This is a genomic window from Vibrio sp. 704 (genome assembly GCF_033339295.1).
On sequence record NZ_JAWOUH010000010.1, the window covers coordinates 20,306 to 39,036 of the forward strand.

General features: G+C 46.2%; 14 protein-coding genes. 9 read left to right on the top strand and 5 right to left on the bottom strand.

Annotated elements, in window-relative coordinates; genetic code table 11:
* Positions 1–41: 41 nt before the first annotated feature.
* Positions 42–815 carry a potassium channel family protein gene (locus R7R24_RS14510; RefSeq protein ID WP_005387432.1) on the bottom strand — a complete coding sequence of 258 codons (774 nt, stop codon included), beginning with the start codon at positions 813–815 and terminating at the stop codon, positions 42–44.
* A 105-nt stretch (positions 816–920) separates the two neighbouring features.
* Between R7R24_RS14510 and R7R24_RS14515 the strand changes: the two genes are divergently transcribed.
* From R7R24_RS14515 to hldE, 3 genes are all read left to right on the top strand, one after another.
* Positions 921–2,177: a methyl-accepting chemotaxis protein gene (locus R7R24_RS14515; protein ID WP_176311261.1), complete on the top strand. Its 1,257-nt coding sequence runs from the start codon at positions 921–923 to the stop codon at positions 2,175–2,177.
* 113 nt (positions 2,178–2,290) lie between these two features.
* Complete coding sequence (gene glnE / locus R7R24_RS14520; RefSeq protein WP_054578497.1) at positions 2,291–5,134, top strand: bifunctional [glutamate--ammonia ligase]-adenylyl-L-tyrosine phosphorylase/[glutamate--ammonia-ligase] adenylyltransferase; 2,844 nt, start codon at positions 2,291–2,293, stop codon at positions 5,132–5,134.
* Positions 5,135–5,201: 67 nt separating this feature from the next.
* On the top strand, positions 5,202–6,632 hold the full coding sequence (gene hldE, locus R7R24_RS14525) for a bifunctional D-glycero-beta-D-manno-heptose-7-phosphate kinase/D-glycero-beta-D-manno-heptose 1-phosphate adenylyltransferase HldE (RefSeq protein ID WP_017633601.1): 1,431 nt from the start codon (positions 5,202–5,204) through the stop codon (positions 6,630–6,632).
* A 178-nt stretch (positions 6,633–6,810) separates the two neighbouring features.
* Here the strand turns inward: hldE and tolC are convergent, their stop codons facing one another.
* Entirely contained in the window at positions 6,811–8,139 is a 1,329-nt protein-coding gene (gene tolC, locus R7R24_RS14530) for an outer membrane channel protein TolC (RefSeq protein WP_005379884.1), read from the bottom strand.
* Between the two features lie 229 nt (positions 8,140–8,368).
* On the opposite strand from tolC, the gene nudF reads away from it, so the two are divergent.
* From nudF to parC, 6 genes are all read left to right on the top strand, one after another.
* Positions 8,369–9,019 carry an ADP-ribose diphosphatase gene (gene nudF, locus R7R24_RS14535; RefSeq protein ID WP_017633602.1) on the top strand — a complete coding sequence of 217 codons (651 nt, stop codon included), beginning with the start codon at positions 8,369–8,371 and terminating at the stop codon, positions 9,017–9,019.
* The gene (locus R7R24_RS14540; protein ID WP_017633603.1) at positions 9,019–9,462 is read left to right on the top strand and encodes a DUF1249 family protein; all 444 of its coding nucleotides are present in this window, start codon (positions 9,019–9,021) and stop codon (positions 9,460–9,462) included. The genes nudF and R7R24_RS14540 overlap by 1 nt, the downstream gene beginning before the upstream one ends.
* A 61-nt stretch (positions 9,463–9,523) precedes the next feature.
* A complete protein-coding gene (gene cpdA, locus R7R24_RS14545; protein WP_047101984.1) occupies positions 9,524–10,330 on the top strand; it encodes a 3',5'-cyclic-AMP phosphodiesterase in 807 nt (268 codons plus the stop codon).
* A gap of 47 nt (positions 10,331–10,377) precedes the next feature.
* Positions 10,378–10,962 carry an esterase YqiA gene (yqiA, locus tag R7R24_RS14550; protein ID WP_005379875.1) on the top strand — a complete coding sequence of 195 codons (585 nt, stop codon included), beginning with the start codon at positions 10,378–10,380 and terminating at the stop codon, positions 10,960–10,962.
* A 249-nt stretch (positions 10,963–11,211) separates the two neighbouring features.
* Entirely contained in the window at positions 11,212–13,092 is a 1,881-nt protein-coding gene (gene parE, locus R7R24_RS14555) for a DNA topoisomerase IV subunit B (protein ID WP_005387417.1), read from the top strand.
* Positions 13,093–13,095: 3 nt separating this feature from the next.
* Positions 13,096–15,381 carry a DNA topoisomerase IV subunit A gene (parC, locus tag R7R24_RS14560; protein ID WP_017633605.1) on the top strand — a complete coding sequence of 762 codons (2,286 nt, stop codon included), beginning with the start codon at positions 13,096–13,098 and terminating at the stop codon, positions 15,379–15,381.
* 37 nt (positions 15,382–15,418) lie between these two features.
* On the opposite strand, the gene degS is transcribed toward parC, so the two are convergent.
* From degS to zapG, 3 genes are all read right to left on the bottom strand, one after another.
* On the bottom strand, positions 15,419–16,483 hold the full coding sequence (degS, locus tag R7R24_RS14565; RefSeq protein ID WP_017633606.1) for an outer membrane-stress sensor serine endopeptidase DegS: 1,065 nt from the start codon (positions 16,481–16,483) through the stop codon (positions 15,419–15,421).
* Positions 16,484–16,673: 190 nt separating this feature from the next.
* Positions 16,674–18,041, bottom strand: a complete 1,368-nt coding sequence (locus R7R24_RS14570) for a Do family serine endopeptidase (protein ID WP_033906086.1) — start codon at positions 18,039–18,041, stop codon at positions 16,674–16,676.
* Positions 18,042–18,241: 200 nt separating this feature from the next.
* Positions 18,242–18,685 (bottom strand): Z-ring associated protein ZapG, encoded by a 444-nt coding sequence (gene zapG, locus R7R24_RS14575; protein WP_005379861.1) that lies wholly within the window; start codon positions 18,683–18,685, stop codon positions 18,242–18,244.
* Between the last annotated feature and the right edge of the window lie 46 nt (positions 18,686–18,731).

The window sequence follows — 18,731 nt, forward strand, 5'->3', positions numbered from 1 at the left end:
TCGTTCTGGTGATAAGAACAAAAAAATAGGACCGCATGGTCCTATTTTTTTGTCTCTGTTTTACGTTGTTGTAGCTCTTTTTCCATGAAATCGAGTCGTTCTAGTATTTGCGCTTGTTGGCTTAGGAGCTGCTCGAGCATACGTTCTTTATTGATTGAACTGTGCGTCTGTTGTTTCGTTGGGGCAGTAAGGATAGAGGTGATAAGACCCGAGATCATACCAAAGATACCCACCCCGCAAACAATGATAATGACAGCCAAAAACTTTCCTATGGAGGTCACTGGATAATGATCGCCGTAACCAACCGTTGAGATTGTTACAAATACCCACCACAAAGCATCGGCGCCAGTACGAATATTCGCTTCTGGGTTTTTCGCTTCGATAAACAGCATTGCACTAGAACCGAGTGTTATGAGGATAACCATCAATAGCAGTATAGAGGCGACCGTGGTTTCGCGGCGGTTTTCTTTGAGCTGATGCAAAATGAACTTTGACGAACGCAGTACTAATACCACTCGCATAATATGAAAAATACGAGCAAAGCGCAGGGGCTCTATCAATGGGATACTCGCCACGAAATCTATCCAATGACGTTTAAGGAATAACCAGCGATCTGTGGACCGGATCAAATCAATGGTGAGCTGTAGTAGAAAAATACTACAGATTATGAAATCCAGACCGATAAGAACTTGACGGGTTTCGTGATCGATCGGGAAAAACAACAAGCCAGAGATCACAAATAGTGCCATAAAAGACAATATTAGTGACAACAGGCCCATCGGTCGTGTGCTGTCTTTGATATCATTGTTTTTCATACGAAGCTCAAAATAAATCGCGTAACCACGCAAAGCGCGAACATAACTATAAGTAATATAAAGATTATAGATAAAGACTATATAAGACTCGGTGGAGAACTGACAATGGAAAAGCTGGCATTTAAGCCATGGGAAAGGATCATATCCGACATTCGACTGGTGCCTAAAATGGTCATGTTGATGGTCTTCAGTACTGTCCTGATCGTGGCAAAACAACTGTGGGACGCAAACACTTTTTACGACTCACTTTTAGCGGCGACACAAAACGCGCAAGTTGCCCAACAGCATTATGAAGCATATTTAACGCAAGTTGCTTGGCAAACCGCCTTATTGATTGTGGTTTTTGTCGTGCTCTTATTAGCGGCGGCTAGAGTGATGTTGCGTCAAACACAGTATCTGAGCGACGCGATCAAACTGATGGCGAGCAAGAACCTCTCTGTTCCATTTGGTATGGATTGTAAAGATGAATACGGAGACGTGGCACGTGAATTAGAAAAGACACGTCGACAATTGCACGATGTTATTCAAATGCAAATTAATGCGTCTGATGAATTATCAACGCTCACCGAAGTCATGACGCTGAGCATGTCGGAAACGAAGGAATCGGCGCAAGAAGAGTTTAACGAAATTGATCAACTTGCTACGGCGATGAGTGAAATGTCGTCGACGGTCCAAACGGTTGCGGAACATGCCCAGACGGCATCTTCTCTAACAGAGCAAGCTTCCGCACAAGCAATTTCTGGTCAGCAGTTCTTGCAAAGTACAATGGCGAAAATGAGTGAACTTTCGTCGGATATCGCTTCATCGGCACAAGCGGTTAACCAAGTTGAAGAACGTGTTGAAGCCATTGGTAGCGTTGTAGGGACGATTCAAGGCATTTCTGAACAAACCAACCTGCTTGCACTGAATGCGGCGATTGAAGCGGCGCGAGCTGGCGAGGCTGGGCGGGGTTTTGCTGTGGTTGCAGATGAAGTTCGTAACCTTGCCCAACGTACACAACAAGCGACGGTAGAAATTCAAGAGATGATCGCACAGCTGCAAACCAGTGCTGAATCTGCGGTAGAACTCATGGAAAAAAGCGTTGTAGAAGCGGCAGATGGAAACGAGCTGGTTTCTAATGCTGGATCTGAGCTCGATGGTATTGTTGGGCAAGTGACGCAAATCAATGACATGAACTTCCAGATCGCGACGGCGTCTGGTCAGCAAAGCAGTGTTGCAGAAGAGATGAGCCAAAACCTCACCAATGTACGTGAGTTGGTTGAAGCCTCAGTTGTTGTTGTTACCGAACTGCTAGAAACCTCTGAAATGATGCAAAATAATGCAGGTGAGCTAGACAAGAAGATCAAATCTTTCCAAGTTTAATATTCGATCCCGAACTTTTGATAAAACGCCCACAAACCTTTTGTGGGCGTTTTTATTTGCTTTCAGTCTGGTATAAAGAATGAGTTACCGTGCTTTTCAAACAAGGAAGAAAAATGCAGCTGCCTTCGCCACTGATTTCTATCGCTGAATCTGCCGTACAAAACGCCCAAGACGCAGGTTATTTTCCCCTTTGGCCCGATGAGGTTGCGCAGCAATTTCGTTATGTGGCGGGCTTAAGCCAGTTTATAACTGAAGCCATTCATCGCGATGAAGTCCTAGCCCGTGAGTTGCCAAGTATGTTAGCGCAGCCAAGTCGTCAGGAGTCTTACCGCTCACGCCTTGCTGAACTGTTGGAACAATGTCCTGATGAGATGTCTGGTCATCGCGTATTGCGTCAGTTTCGCAATCGAGAAATGGTGTACATTGCGTGGAAGGATTTCACGCATGCATGGTCTCTAGAGACGTCTTTAAGCCACTTATCTGAGTTGGCAGAAGCGATGATTTTTGAAACCTATCAATGGCAATATCAAGTGTGTTGTCAGGAGTGGGGCACGCCAATAAGTGAGGACGGTGAAGTGCAGCCGATGTTAATTATCGGCATGGGGAAACTGGGTGGTGGCGAGCTAAACTTTTCTTCCGATATTGATCTAATTTTCACGTACCCAGAGAATGGTGAAACCCAAGGCGCACGCCGAAGCATTGCCAATGCCCAGTTCTTTACTCGTCTTGGTCAACGCATCATCAAAGCGCTCGACCAACAAACCTTCGATGGTTTTTGCTACCGCGTCGACATGCGGCTTCGCCCATTTGGAGAAAGTGGCCCCTTGGTTATGAGCTATGCCGCACTTGAAGATTATTACCAAGAACAGGGACGAGATTGGGAACGTTACGCGATGATCAAAGCTCGGGTGATGGGATGTGAGATGTACCCGCAGTATCAAGAGCTACGCCAAATGCTGCGCCCTTTTGTTTTTCGTCGTTATATTGATTTCAGTGCGATTCAATCTTTGCGTCGAATGAAGTCGATGATCAGTAGCGAGGTTCGCCGCCGAGGGTTGAATAACAACATTAAGCTAGGTGCGGGTGGCATCCGAGAAATTGAATTTATCGCTCAAGTTTTTCAATTGATTCGAGGTGGTCGAGAACCTTCTTTGCGTAATCGAGGGCTGTTGGAAACGCTGCAAGGCATTGAAGAACTGGCATTGCTTACTCCACAAGAAGTCAGCGATCTAGAAGCCGCATACAAGTACTTGCGTCAATTAGAAAACTTGTTGCAAGCAATGGCGGATAAGCAAACCCAGACGCTGCCTGATTGCGAAACCGAACGCTTAAAGCTCGCCACCGCGATGAAAATGAGCTGTTGGGAGCAATTGATTGAGCAAACCCAGCAGCATATGGCAAATGTTCACCAAGTTTTTGAATCACTAATTGGTGATGATGAAGAAGACGAGGGGACTACCGTTGCTCGTCATTTTCATGAGCTATGGGATATGGCCGACAAACAAGACGTTCTTGAGCATATCTTGCAGCAGGATATTCAGATTGAAGACTTTGCTTCATGCGCAAAAACCATCATCAACTTTAAAACCGATCTGGCCAAAAAAACGTTAGGCCCACGAGGACGCGAAGTGCTCAACCGTTTGATGCCGAAAGTGTTTGATGCGGTCTTTGCCCATCCTGATGCACAGTTTGGTTTATCTCGTGTACTTCACTTGCTACACAACATCTGCACTCGCACGACTTACTTGGAATTATTGGATGAGCATCCAGCGGCTCTGGTGCAGCTCGTACGTTTGTGTACCGCAAGCCCAATGATTTCAGAGCAGCTGTCTCGTTATCCTATCTTGCTTGATGAGTTGATCGACCCTGCGCAGCTGTACAATCCCATTCCATTAGACAGTTACCGTACAGAGCTACGTGATTATTTGGCGCGTATTCCTGAAGATGATATGGAACAGCAAATGGAAGCGTTGCGTCAGTTTAAGCAAATTTGTATTTTGCGTATTGCAGCGGCAGATATTGCTGGCGCATTGCCAGTGATGAAAGTGAGTGACCATTTAACTTATTTAGCGGAAGCTATCGTTGATGCGGTGATCAGTCAGGCTTGGTTGCAAGTGTCTGAAAAGTACGGCGAGCCAACGCATGTGAAAGATCGTGAAGGTAAAGGCTTTGCTGTAATTGGCTATGGTAAAGTCGGAGGGTGGGAGCTCGGCTATAACTCCGACTTGGATATTGTCTTCATGCATGACTGCCCAGTCAATGTCTACACTGACGGCAAAAAAGAGATTGATGGTCGTCAGTTCTACCTTCGTTTAGCACAGCGTATCATTCATATTTTCTCCACTCGCACCGCTTCCGGTATTTTATACGAGGTCGATACCCGATTGCGTCCGTCCGGTGCATCGGGTTTGTTGGTTAGCCCAACGGACGCGTTCGACGACTATCAACATCAAGACGCGTGGACATGGGAGCATCAAGCACTTGTCCGCGCGCGCATGATTTATGGTGATGAACCACTGGCAATTGCATTTCACAATACGCGGCATGATGTGTTGTGCAAAGCACGCGATCAAGCTGAACTGAAAAAAGACGTTGTCGAAATGAGAGAAAAAATGCGCGGTCATCTTGGGGGGAAAAAGCCAGGCCGCTTTATGCTCAAGCAAGATGTAGGTGGGATTACCGATATCGAATTTCTCGCTCAGTACCTAGTGCTCAACTATAGTCACGATAAGCCGAAATTGACGCGTTGGTGTGATAATGTGCGCATCTTTGAAACGCTCATTGCGCAAGATGTTATGGACGAAGACCAAGCAATGCAGTTGATACGTGCTTACACGACAATGCGAAACGAAATACACCGCCGAAATCTACTTAATTTAGACGCTGATGTGGTGGAAGATAAGTTTGTTGCCGAAAGGGAGTGGGTAAAACAGGCTTGGAATCAGTGGTTCAGTTAAGACCATATATTTAGCCTCGATAAGGGCTGTGATAAACTCACTTCGATTTAATTTTTGGAGACCAACAATGAAACCAATTCTACCTGATTACAACAGCGCTGGTGTGCTCATCATCGGTGATGTCATGCTAGATCGTTACTGGTATGGCCCAACCGGACGCATTTCTCCTGAAGCGCCGGTTCCTGTTGTAAAAGTAGAAAACAATGAAGAGCGTCCTGGTGGTGCTGCGAACGTTGCGATGAACATCGCATCACTAGGTGGCCATGCTCACATTGTTGGTCTAACTGGGGAAGATGAGCCTGCAAAAGTGCTGACGGAGACGCTGAGCTCACTCAATGTGAAGTGCGATTTCGTTGCACTGCCTGATTACCCAACGATTACGAAGCTTCGCGTAATGAGCCGTGGACAACAGCTTATTCGTCTCGACTTCGAAGACAAGTTTGAAAACACAGATTCTGCACCTGTGCTATCGCGTATGGATGCCGCACTGCCAAACGTTAAAGCCGTGATTATGTCTGACTACGCAAAAGGTTCGTTAGAGCATGTTCAGGCATACATTCAAAAAGCGCGCGCAGCAAATATTCCGGTTTTCATTGACCCGAAAGGTGCGGATTTTGAACGCTACCGTGGCGCAACACTTCTTACGCCAAACATGAAAGAGTTCGAAGACGTTGTAGGTAAAGTGAAATCTGACCAAGAGCTAGTAGAGAAAGCGCTGGCTTTGGTTGAAGAGTTTGAATTTGAAGCGCTTTTAGTGACACGCAGCGAAAACGGAATGACCTTGATTCGTCGTGGTCAGGAACCGTTCCACCTTCCAACTCAAGCGAAAGAAGTGTACGACGTGACAGGTGCGGGCGACACGGTTATCTCTGTATTGGCAGCGTCTGTTGCCGCAGGCAAATCATTTGAAGAAGCGTGTGCACTAGCAAACGCAGCGGCAGGTGTTGTAGTTGGTAAACTAGGCACGTCAACGCTTTCTGAGATTGAATTAGCAGAAGCGGTACATGGCAGCCAAGACACGGATTACGGTGTGATTTCAGAAAAAGCACTGATCGAAGCGGTGAAAAAAGCACGAGCTCGTGGCGAGAAAGTCGTTATGACAAATGGCTGCTTTGATATTCTGCACGCTGGGCATGTGTCTTACTTAAACCATGCTGCTGAACTGGGCGATCGCCTAATCGTTGCGGTAAATACCGATGAGTCAGTAAAACGCCTTAAAGGCCCTGGTCGTCCGGTAAACCCAACCGATCGCCGCATGGCGGTGTTGGCAGGTTTGGGCGCTGTGGATTGGGTTGTACCATTTAGTGAAGATACGCCGCAGCGTTTGATCTCAGAAGTTCTACCAAGCTTGCTAGTAAAAGGCGGTGACTACAAACCAGAAGAGATTGCTGGTGGTAAAGAAGTCATTGCGGCGGGTGGTGAAGTTCGTGTATTGAACTTTGAAGATGGCTGCTCGACCAGTGAAATCATTAATGCAATCAAAGGCGGTAAGGGCTAAGCCTGCTGTTTGTTAGCATTGAAATGCTATTTGCTCATAAAGGTCGCTAAGTGCGGCCTTTTTGATACTTGATGCTCAGAGACACTTTTAGGCTCTGAACTACAAGTAATAAAAAACGCCAGCTGATAACTCAACTGGCGTTTTTTATTTATTAAGACCTGAAGTATTCAGTTAGCGGTTATTTTGCCGCTTTCAAACCTGCATCAACGTCCAAGATGTCTTGTTCGCTTAGCGTACCAACTGCTTGGCGTAGCTGAAGAACACTTAAAATGTAGTCGTAACGAGCGTTCGATAGGTTTTTGTTCGCATCGTATAGACGACGAGTCGCGTCCAGTACATCAACGATAGTACGAGTACCTACATCAAAGCCAGCTTCTGTTGCTTCTAGTGCAGAGCGTGCAGAAATAACCGCTTGCTCATACGCACGTAATGCGCCGATAGAGGCGTTAATGTTGTTGTTTTGTGCGCGAACATCTTTGACTACGCTACGGTACTGTGCTTCAAGATCTTCGCTTGCTGCCACGTACGCGTATTCAGCTTGTTTGGTTTGAGAGGTTACGTTACCACCTGTGTATAGCGGTACTGCAAGGTTCACACCAATATTGAAGTTGTCTGTCGTGTTATCACGAGAGCTATGAGAAGTATCACCGTAGTTGTAACCACCGTCTAGAGAGAGCGTTGGTAGGTGGCCAGAGCTTGCTAGTGAAATATTGTCACGCGCAATGTCTTGAAGAATACGTGAAGATAGCAAGGTCAGGTTTTTGGTTTTTGCTTCATCAATGAGCGATTCAGCTGGTACGGTCGATGGGCTAGCAGTGAAGCGGCCAGTGTCCAAAATGTTGAGATCTTTGTGCTCTTGGCCTGTAATTTCACGCAGTGACTCGTAGCTATTAGTTAGCGCGTTTTCTGCCAACACTTCGTCCGCTAGCACTTGGTCGTACTGAGCTTGTGCGTCATGCACGTCAGTGATTGCAGACAAACCTACTTCAAAACGTTGTTTAGTTTGCTCAAGTTGACGGCCAACCGCGGCTTTTTCTGCACGTACGAAAACAAGATTATCTTGTGCGCGTAGAACTTCAAAATACGCTTGTGACACGCGAAGAATCAGTGCCTGTTGCGTCGCTGCGTAAGTTGCGTCTGCTTGGCGAGCACTTTTCTCAGCAGTATCTAGAGAGATCCAAGATGCGCGGTTGTAAAGTGCTTGTGAAAAGCTAACGCCAGCGGTTAGCGCGTTGCCATCGTTTGATACGTCACTAATTAGATTTGAATCGTATTCAGTATCACCACGAGTTAAATTGTAACCCGCAGTAAGGTTGATCTGTGGTAATAGAGCACTACGGCTTGAGGTGATTGCTTCGAAAGCTTGGTCACGTTGTGCTGCTACACTGAGCAATTGTGGATCATTTTGTTTTGCCAAGTCGTAGATTTCAGCCAAAGAGTCTGCGAACGCAGACGTACTCATGCTACCTAGCGCTGCACTGATAAATAGTGGAAGCAATTTTTTCATTTTCTATTCCCGCGGTCCATAGATTGGTTAATTCTCAGTAGTTTAACTCAATTTGCACGATATTTACTCTAAAGTTTGCACTTTTTTACACGTAATTATCCACTTGTGCAATAAATTTTTAGCAAAGACTTAAATTAATTTGTAACTATTATACAAAAAGTTGAGCCAAGTCCTTTGAGCAAGCGAATAACAATGAGTAAACTACAGGATTCACTCAGAGAGGTGTTGAATGCAACAGCGTGACAAACAACAACAAGATTTTACTTCGCGAGATGTAAAAGTCATCTCGAAAGAAACCTTATTTGAAGGTTTTTTCAAAATGGTGAAATACCGCTTTCAGCATAGGCTATTTGCTGGTGGTTGGAGTGGAGTTGTCGAACGAGAAATGTTCGAGCGTGGTCACGCAGCAGCGATGCTTCCTTATGATCCAAAGACGGACCAGGTCGTAATCATTGAACAGATTCGTATTGGCGCGTTGGAACATGAACACCCTTGGCAGCTAGAAATTGTCGCCGGTATGATTGACCGCGATGAATCTGCTGAAGCCGTAATTCGTCGAGAGGCTGTCGAAGAAGCGGGGATTCAGGTGGGGCGCGTTGTACCTGTTACGTCCTATTATCCTTCGGCTGGTGGTTGCTCGGAAAAGCTAGACGTCTTTGTTGGTGAAGTGGATGCGTCTAAAGCGCACGGCATTCATGGTTTAGACTATGAGAATGAAGATATCCGCGTTCATGTCATGAGTCGTGAAACGGCGTATCAATGGGTGAAGGACGGAAAATTTGAAAATGGTGCGTCGATTATTGCGTTGCAATGGCTGCAATTACACCATCAAGAGTTAAAGTCAGAATGGGGACTATCCCAAACGGTGGAGAGTGAGTAATGGCACAATTGGCTGAAAAACAACAATATCATGTTGATTTGGCTGGTCTTATGAGAACCTATGAGACCAACTACGCTAAGTTGAACGCCTTATTGCCTGCTTCTGCCGAAGTTGGGGATGTACGTTGCTACCAAGCGGCGAACATGGTTTACCAATTGACCGTGAATGAAATCACAAAATACACCACAGTTGTTGAGATATGTCAGAGTGATGAAACGCCAGTGTTTCCTTTACCGACGATGTCTGTCAGGCTTTATCATGATGCGAGAGTAGCCGAAGTATGCTCAAGCGGAGAGTTCTCTCGCATAAAAGCTAAGTATGATTATCCCAATGACCAACTGATGCAGAAAGATGAAAAGCATCAATTAAACACATTCCTCGGTGAATGGCTGACGTTTTGTTTACGAAGTGGTATCAGTAGAACACCACTTGCCTTCAATTGATCGTCACGTCACTAAAGGAAAATAACAAATATCGATATAGTGGACGAATCAGGTTTTCATTTTGCAATCATCTAGTGACAGCATCAAACTTTTACAAATTACGGATACTCATCTGTTTGCTGCCGATGAGGGAAGTTTGCTAAGCGTAAAAACAGTCGATAGCTTTAATGCTGTTGTTGCTGATGTTTTACGCCGCAACGTGGCGTTTGATTACATTTTGGCGACGGGCGATATTTCCCAAGACCATAGTGCAGAATCTTATCAGCGCTTTGCCAACGGCATTGAACCGCTAGAGAAAGACTGTTTTTGGCTACCTGGTAATCATGATTACAAGCCTAATATGGGCAGTGTTTTGCCTTCGCCACAAATCAAAGCCGCAGAGCATGTATTGCTTGGCGAGTATTGGCAGTTAATTCTTTTAGACTCGCAAGTGGTTGGCGTTCCTCATGGGCGCTTGAGTGATCAGCAATTAACGCTACTCGAAGAAAAGCTAGCCGAACACCCAGAAAGACACACACTTGTTTTGTTGCATCATCACCCGTTACTGGTGGGAAGCGCGTGGCTTGATCAACATACTTTAAAAGATGCCGAAGCGTTTTGGCAGGTTGTCGAGCGTTTTGATAACGTGAAAGGCATTCTCTGTGGCCATGTTCATCAAGATATGAATGTGCTTCACAAGGGCATTCGAGTGATGGCAACACCCTCAACTTGTGTTCAGTTTAAGCCTAACTCGGATGATTTTGCCCTTGATACCACTTCGCCTGGTTGGCGGGAACTGCAACTACACGCTTGTGGCGATATTACGACCCAAGTAGGTCGGCTTCCTGATGGCCAGTTCCAACCAGACTTCTCTTCTAACGGCTACTAACGCGCCTGAGCTCTCTGTTCGGGCTCGCTTTTTTGTGCGAGATATCTATGAGTAAACCTTCACTTCTTCTCTATATCCATGGCTTTAATAGCTCTCCACTCTCCATGAAAGCGAATGTGATGAGAGCCTACTGCGAGCAACATAGGTCTGATATCAAGGTGATTGTTCCCCAGTTACCTTGTTATCCTCAGCAAGCGGCGAAAATGTTGTTGGATATTATCGAGCAATATAAAGATGACTATAAAATTGGTCTAGTGGGCAGCTCATTAGGCGGTTTTATGTCAACGTGGCTAAATGACAAGTTTGGGTTTAAAGCGGTAGTGGTTAACCCCGCAGTCAAGCCTTATGAGTTGCTAGTAGATTATTTGGGTAAGCAAACTAACCCATATACGCATGAAACCTATACACTTGAAGCTTGTCATATTGACGAGTTAAAAGCTCTTGATGTACAAAGCATCGCGTCGCCACATTCTTTTTGGTTATTGCAACAAACAGAAGATGAGGTTTTAGACTATCGACAAGCGGTAGATAAGTTTGCAGACGCTAAGCAAACAGTAGAACAAGGCGGTGATCACAGTTTTGTAGGCTTTGAGCGTTATCCTGCACAGATTATCGAATTTCTAGAACTGTAATTCGAAAGCGATTGGAAAAGGCTCATAGTTTTTATTGATATATCCAACCGTTTCTTGACATGGGCGGTATGCTTTCCGACTATGTTTTGCCAAAAGATCTTAAGGGTCGAGGACCCTGGCTACTTTGTTATGCATCATGTTTACAAACTCTTAGTGATGTGAACAGGGTGGCTTTTTCGTTTCCTGAGTATGGGTACGCCCATTGGTGATACTCAGGCAACAAGTAAACTTTGAGAATAATTCCGTATTATGACTGAACAATATAATGCTGGTGCCATTGAAGTACTGAATGGCTTAGAGCCAGTACGTCGCCGACCAGGGATGTATACGGATACAGCGCGCCCAAACCATTTGGGCCAAGAAGTTATCGACAACAGTGTCGATGAAGCGCTAGCCGGACATGCCTCAAAAGTACAAGTCATCCTACATGCTGACCAATCACTCGAAGTGATCGATGATGGTCGAGGCATGCCTGTTGATATCCACCCAGAAGAGAAAGTATCAGGCGTAGAGCTAATTCTATGTAAGCTACATGCGGGTGGTAAGTTCTCTAACAAAAACTACCAATTCTCTGGTGGTTTGCACGGGGTAGGTATATCTGTAGTAAACGCGTTGTCAAAACGCGTTGAAGTAACAGTTCGTCGTGATGGTCAAGTGTATGAAATTGCATTTGAACACGGCGAGAAAGTGTCTGATCTGACCGTAACTGGCACATGTGGTCGTCGCAATCGCGGTACCAGCGTGCATTTCTGGCCTGATGCGAAGTACTTCGATTCGGCTAACTTCTCTGTGACGCGCTTAGTCAACAACCTGCGCGCAAAAGCGGTTTTGTGTCCGGGCTTAGAAATCACATTAACCGACAAAGTTAATGGCAAAGACTATAAGTGGTACTACGAAGACGGTCTTAAAGACTATCTTGCGGAAGGCGTAAAAGGCTACCCAGTTATTCCTGAAGAACCATTTACTGGTGAGTTCTTGGCGGATACTGAAGCGGCAAACTGGGCGGTAATTTGGCAGCCAGAAGGCGGTGAGATGATCACCGAAAGCTACGTTAACCTGATCCCAACCGCTCAAGGTGGTACGCACGTTAATGGTTTACGCCAAGGCTTGTTGGAAGCGATGCGCGAATTCTGTGAGTTCCGTAATCTATTACCTCGTGGCGTGAAGCTAACGGGTGATGACGTTTTCGACCGCTGTTCTTACGTGCTGTCGGTTAAGATTCAAGACCCGCAATTTGCAGGCCAGACCAAAGAACGTCTGTCTTCTCGTCAAACCGCGGCATTTGTCTCTGGCGTTGTAAAAGATGCGTTCAGTCTTTGGTTGAACGAAAAGCCTCAGCTCGCAGAGCAATTGGCAGAAGTCTGTATCGCTAACGCGCACCGTCGTATGAGAGCGGCGAAAAAAGTCGTACGTAAGAAAGTAGCGTCCGGCCCGGCACTGCCAGGTAAGTTGACCGACTGTTCTGCACAGGACTTAAGTCGCACGGAAATCTTCTTTGTGGAGGGTGACTCTGCGGGTGGCTCGGCAAAACAGGCACGTGACCGTGAATTCCAAGCTGTGATGCCACTGCGTGGTAAGATCTTGAACACGTGGGAAGTCTCTGCCGATCAAGTTCTTGCGTCTCAAGAAGTACACGATATCTCTGTTGCTTTGGGTATTGACCCAGATAGCGACAACCTCGAGAGTCTTCGTTACGGTAAGATCTGTATCCTTGCCGATGCGGACTCGGATGGTCTTCACATCGCAACGCTGCTTTGTGCTCTATTTACTCGTCACTTCCGCGCACTAGTGGAAGCGGGTCATATCTATGTGGCGATGCCGCCTCTGTATCGAATCGACTGCGGGAAAGAAGTGTTCTACGCCCTCGATGACGATGAAAAAGATGGCATTTTAGAGCGCTTGTCGAAGAAGAAAGCCAAAATCAACGTGCAACGATTCAAAGGTCTGGGTGAGATGAACCCACTTCAGTTGCGTGAAACCACCATGGATCCGAACACGCGTCGCTTAGTGCAGTTAACCATTGACGACTCTACGGCGACCATGGAAATGATGGACATGCTGCTAGGTAAAAAGCGTGCAGATGACCGTCGTTCTTGGCTACAAAACAACGGCGACTTGGCAGAGGTGTAACGGATGTCTACAGAAATTACCTACGATGGCGTCGAACAATTGCCAATGCGCAAGTTCACTGAAGACGCTTATCTGAACTACTCGATGTACGTAATCATGGACCGCGCCTTGCCATACATTGGTGATGGCTTAAAGCCGGTTCAACGACGCATCATTTATGCGATGTCAGAGCTTGGTCTCTCTGCATCAGCAAAATACAAAAAATCTGCACGTACCGTTGGTGACGTGCTAGGTAAATACCATCCGCACGGTGATTCAGCGTGTTACGAAGCGATGGTATTGATGGCTCAGCCATTCTCTTACCGCTATCCATTAGTGGATGGTCAAGGTAACTGGGGTGCGCCAGATGATCCGAAATCATTTGCGGCAATGCGTTATACCGAAGCAAAACTGTCTAAGTTTGCTGAAGTATTGCTTGGCGAACTTGGCCAGGGCACGGTTGAATGGCAACCTAACTTTGATGGCACAATGAAAGAGCCACAAATGTTGCCAGCACGTCTGCCTCATATCCTGCTTAACGGTGTAACCGGCATTGCCGTTGGTATGGCAACAGACATCCCACCGCACAACGTTCGTGAAATCGCAGATGCGACTATTCATTTGATCGACAACCCGAAAGCAGAACTGCCGGACGTGATGCAGTATGTCAAAGGTCCAGATTACCCAACAGAAGCAGAAATTATCTCGCCGCAAGCGGATATCGAGAAGATTTACCGCAACGGTCGTGGCAGCATCAAAATGCGCGCGGTTTGGCATAAAGAAGGTTCTGATATTGTTATCACTTCTTTGCCTCACCAAGTATCGGGTGCCAAACTGCTTGAGCAAATCGCTAACCAGATGCGTGCGAAGAAGCTGCCAATGGTTGACGATCTTCGTGACGAATCGGATCACGAGAACCCAACGCGTATCGTTGTGGTGCCTAAGTCAAACCGCGTCGATTGTGATTTGTTGATGAACCACTTGTTCGCATCAACGGATCTTGAGCGCAGTTACCGCGTTAACTTGAACATGATTGGTTTGGATAACCGTCCTCAAGTTAAAGGTCTGGTGCAAATTCTGTCTGAGTGGATCGAGTTCCGTCGTACGACTGTGCGTCGTCGTCTACAACACCGCCTAGACAAAGTAATGGCTCGTCTACACATCTTGGAAGGTTTGTTGGTTGCTTACCTCAACCTAGATGAAGTGATTGAGATCATCCGTACTGAAGACGATCCAAAAGCGGTGCTGATGGAACGCTTTGGTATTACCGATATCCAAGCGGATGCAATTTTAGATACCAAACTTCGTCATCTAGCAAAACTAGAAGAGATGAAGATCCGTGGTGAGCAAGACGAGCTAGAGAAAGAGCGTGAGAAGCTAGAACAGCTACTCGGTTCTGAGCGTCGTCTGAACACACTACTGAAAAAAGAAATCAAAGCAGACGCAGAGAAATACGGTGATGACCGTCGCTCTCCAATGGTTGAGCGTGCAGAAGCAAAAGCGCTGACTGAACGTGACCTCGTACCAAGTGAGCCAATCACGGTTGTGCTTTCTGAGAAAGGTTGGATTCGTCACGCGAAAGGCCATGACGTGGATGCCGAAGGCTTAAACTATAAGTCGGGTGATAAGTATTTAGCGCATGCTCGAGGTAAGAGTAATCAGCCTGCGGTATTCCTAGGTAGTGACGGTCGAAGTTACTCTCTGGAATCGCACTCACTGCCTTCTGCTCGTAGTCAAGGTGAGCCGATTACCGGGCGCTTGAATATTACGGCTGGTAGCAGTATTCGCCAAGTCATCATGAGTGAAGAAGATCAGCTGTGGCTGGTGGGCTCAGATGCAGGTTACGGCTTTGTATGTAAAGGCGCGGACTTGCTGTCTAAAAACCGCAGTGGTAAAGCGCTCGTCACTTTACCTGCCAACTCTGAGATAATGACGCCAAAAGAGATTGAAGATTTAGACTCTGATGAAATCTTAGCAATCACTAACCAAGGTCGCATGCTGCTGTTCCCAATCAAAGACTTGCCACAACTGGCGAAAGGTAAAGGGAATAAGATCATCAACATTCCTGCTGCTAAAGCAAAAGAGCGAGAAGAAGTACTATCTCACTTAATGTCTTTACCAAAAGGTGCATCGTTAACGCTGTACGCGGGTAAGCGAAAGTTGGGTCTTAAACCGTCTGATCTTGATAACTTCCGTGGCGAACGTGGTCGCCGAGGTGGGTTATTACCGAGAGGTTTGCAGCGAGTCACTCGCATTGAAGTTGAGCTAGATGATTCCGATACGACGGAAACACCGAGCGATAGCGAGTAACGCACAAATAAAAATCCCAGCCAATGGCTGGGATTTTTTATGCTTCTTGCTTGTCTTCGGCAATGGTGACTTTCAAGGTCATCTCTTTTCCTTTGCGAATGATACCGACGTCCACGGTGGTGCCAGGACGTAAATCGGTGACGATATCCATAACGCTCTGACGCCCTTGCACTTTATTGCCATCAATGCTGATAATGATGTCCTGCTTTTGGAAGCCTGCCGCATTGGCTGGACCATTTGGATCAATACCAAGTACGACAATACCACCTATGTGTTCATTTCCAAGTAGGCGAGCAGTGACCGCATTAATGTCTTGGCCGTCGATTCCAATATAACCACGAATCACGCGGCCATCAGCGATGATTTTCTGCATGATCTTACTCGCTAGCGGCGCAGGGATCGCAAAAGAAATACCGTAAGTTTCTAAGTCTGTCGCTTGCTGAAAAGAGGCGGTGTTAATGCCGACGAGCTCGCCTTGTGTGTTCACTAGGGCTCCACCAGAGTTACCTTCATTGATGGCGGCATCGGTTTGAATGAATGCTTGACGACCGTCGCTAATAGATGAACGACCTGTAGCAGAAATAATGCCGAACGTTGTGGTTTGTCCAAGGTTGTATGGGTTACCGATGGCTAGTACTACGTCGCCCACTTGTGGTTTGTAATTAGAGTTCAGAGGGATTACGGGCAAATTCGAACCTTCGACACGCAGCACGGCTATATCAGTACGTTTGTCTGTCCCTACGAGCTGAGCCGCTGCGGCTCTGCCGTCTTGTAATGCCACAACAATTTGATCAGCTTGAGCAACCACATGATAGTTAGTAATGATGTAGCCTTTCTCACTAACAATGACACCTGACCCCAGGCCTTGAGTCGAGAGTTTACTGCGATCATTCTCAACATACTTACGACTGTAGATGTTTACCACTGCAGGCGCTGCTCTTCGGACCGCTTGATTAAACGTCAACTCGACTGATGCGATATTAACAGGTTGAGGATCAAGCGCGGCAGGAATTACGTTGTTGCGCAAAGATGGAACCGCCAGTAATACCACTGCGGCAGTAGCCAAGCCTAAAAAGACAGAACGTAATAAAAAGCTGAGCATATCCTCTCCATGCGTGAGCGCCAAAATGGCATCGAAGATGAAGAATAGCATTACATTGAAAAATAACAAAAGGGCAGCACGTCATCGCGCTGCCCTTTTCATTAGTTATTGAGCGATAAGGAAAAGTGATCGAGCCTTATCACTCAGCATTATGCATCGAAAACCTTATTTTCTATCACTTTGAAAGTGGTTAACGAATGACAAGATAAATAGTACGTTCACCACGTTGAATATTAAGAGCCAGTACACCTTTGTGTTTCTCTACGATTGTACGAAGCTCGGCAAGGTTTTTCACTCGTTGACGGTTCACACCGATAATAATGTCACCTTGTTGTAATTGATATTGAGCTGCTGGAGAGTTATCTGCAACGTTCGATACTTTAACACCTTGAATTACATCACTTGGTGTTGTATTGCTTAACTCCGCACCTTTGAGTCCCTCATGTAATGTCTCCGCTTTAGCTTTCATATTCGTAGATTCGCCAAGCGTTACATCAAAGGTTTTATTCTTACCATCTCGAACCACACCTAATGTGATTTCTTTACCTGCGCCCAGTGTTGCCACTTTTGCGCGGAGCTCTGAGAAAGTATTAATCGCTTTGCCGTTCACCGATACAATTACGTCACCGGCTTTTAACCCTGCTTTATCGGCTGCGCTGTCCGGTACGACTTGACCAATAAAGGCCCCTTTACTCGACTCGTAACCCAATGCATCAGCTAGCTCAGAGGTTACTTCGCCACCTTGCACACCCAACATGCCGCGTTTGACTTCACCAAACTCTAGAATTTGATCAGTGAGGTTTTTCATCATGTTTGATGGAATCGCAAAGCCAATACCCACATTACCGCCGTTAGGGCCTAAAATCGCAGTATTAATACCGATCAGCTCACCATTAAGGTTGACCAATGCACCACCAGAGTTACCGCTGTTAATTGCGGCATCGGTTTGGATGAAGTTTTCGAAGTTTTCAACGTTTAAGCCACTGCGGCCAAGGGCTGAAACAATACCCGAAGTTACGGTTTGACCGAGCCCAAATGGGTTACCAATCGCAACCGTAAAGTCACCGACACGCAGTTTGTCGGAATCCGCGACTTTAATCTGCGTTAAGTTTTTCGCTTTCTCTAATTTAAGTAACGCAACATCGGCCATTTCATCACCGCCAACGAGCGTAGCGTCATACTCGCGCCCGTCAAAGAGGCGAACTCGAATCTCATCTGCGCCCTTGATCACATGGTAGTTAGTGACAATATGGCCTTTCTTCGCATCAATAATGACACCAGACCCTAAACCTCTGAACGGGCGCTCTCGCCTTTGTTCCATAGGAAAATCTGGGCCAAAGAAAAATTGAAATTGCTCGGGAATGCGGCTGGTTTGTACTTGTTTACCTTCTACAGCAATACTCACAACAGCTGGGGTCACCTTCTCAAGCATTGGTGCCAAGCTAGGTAACTGTTGGCCATCCACATTCAAAGGTAATGCGGCAGTGGCTTGAACTGGGGCAATAATCGAACCCAAACTCAGAGATAGAACGGTGAGCGCAAGCAGTGGTTTTTTCATCCAATAACTCCTCTTGAAACATGTCTGCCAAAAAGAAATATCCGAACGGTTAGTTCACTTTGTTAATAACTAATATAGGGTCTAGTTCGGACAATCAAAAGGGGAGGCAGTGCACACCCAAGTTAGAGCGAAGGTGAGGGGAAAAAGTTCAAAAAAGGGCCGATACAAATGTATCGGCCCTAGATAGAAGTAAGAGAGGATTATGATGCTTTTGCGGTTACCGCTTCGGGAGCATTAATGATTTCTTTCTCTTGATCCTTCAAAAGACCGGTGGCGCCATTAGCGTAGTCTTTTGGTTGTTCGTTAAACTCTGGTTGATCTTCTGCAATGGTTTCAGACGACATTGCCGTTTTCTTATCAAACGGGTTGTCTTGTTCTGGTAAGTTTGGCAAAAGCTCAGAAGAGGTCTTGGCCATATGTTGGTATAGCTTGGTGTAATCTTTACCTAGGGTGTCCAACATTTCTGCGGTTTGTGCAAAGTGATCGACGAGCTCTTGACGTTGTTGCTCTAATTCAAACTTGGCCGCTTCAAGTTCTTTCTGCACAGACTTTTGTTTCTTGTATTCAGGGGTGGTTAGTCTACTAATGACTACGCCTACGATTGTACCGACCAGCAAACCCACAATGGCATAAATCCAAGGCATAACTGCTCCTTATAGTTGTTTTAACAAGTCTTTTACTACTTAGTTA

What these genes read in the sequence shown, in the direction of transcription:
- R7R24_RS14515 (WP_176311261.1), top strand. Translation starts at nt 921, where the DNA reads ATGGAAAAGCTGGCATTTAAGCCATGGGAAAGGATCATATCCGACATT.
- R7R24_RS14510 (WP_005387432.1), bottom strand. Translation starts at nt 815, where the DNA reads ATGAAAAACAATGATATCAAAGACAGCACACGACCGATGGGCCTGTTG.
- parC (WP_017633605.1), top strand. Translation starts at nt 13,096, where the DNA reads ATGTCTACAGAAATTACCTACGATGGCGTCGAACAATTGCCAATGCGC.
- R7R24_RS14570 (WP_033906086.1), bottom strand. Translation starts at nt 18,041, where the DNA reads ATGAAAAAACCACTGCTTGCGCTCACCGTTCTATCTCTGAGTTTGGGT.
- nudF (WP_017633602.1), top strand. Translation starts at nt 8,369, where the DNA reads ATGCAACAGCGTGACAAACAACAACAAGATTTTACTTCGCGAGATGTA.
- parE (WP_005387417.1), top strand. Translation starts at nt 11,212, where the DNA reads ATGACTGAACAATATAATGCTGGTGCCATTGAAGTACTGAATGGCTTA.
- yqiA (WP_005379875.1), top strand. Translation starts at nt 10,378, where the DNA reads ATGAGTAAACCTTCACTTCTTCTCTATATCCATGGCTTTAATAGCTCT.
- zapG (WP_005379861.1), bottom strand. Translation starts at nt 18,685, where the DNA reads ATGCCTTGGATTTATGCCATTGTGGGTTTGCTGGTCGGTACAATCGTA.
- R7R24_RS14540 (WP_017633603.1), top strand. Translation starts at nt 9,019, where the DNA reads ATGGCACAATTGGCTGAAAAACAACAATATCATGTTGATTTGGCTGGT.
- degS (WP_017633606.1), bottom strand. Translation starts at nt 16,483, where the DNA reads ATGCTCAGCTTTTTATTACGTTCTGTCTTTTTAGGCTTGGCTACTGCC.
- glnE (WP_054578497.1), top strand. Translation starts at nt 2,291, where the DNA reads ATGCAGCTGCCTTCGCCACTGATTTCTATCGCTGAATCTGCCGTACAA.
- hldE (WP_017633601.1), top strand. Translation starts at nt 5,202, where the DNA reads ATGAAACCAATTCTACCTGATTACAACAGCGCTGGTGTGCTCATCATC.
- tolC (WP_005379884.1), bottom strand. Translation starts at nt 8,139, where the DNA reads ATGAAAAAATTGCTTCCACTATTTATCAGTGCAGCGCTAGGTAGCATG.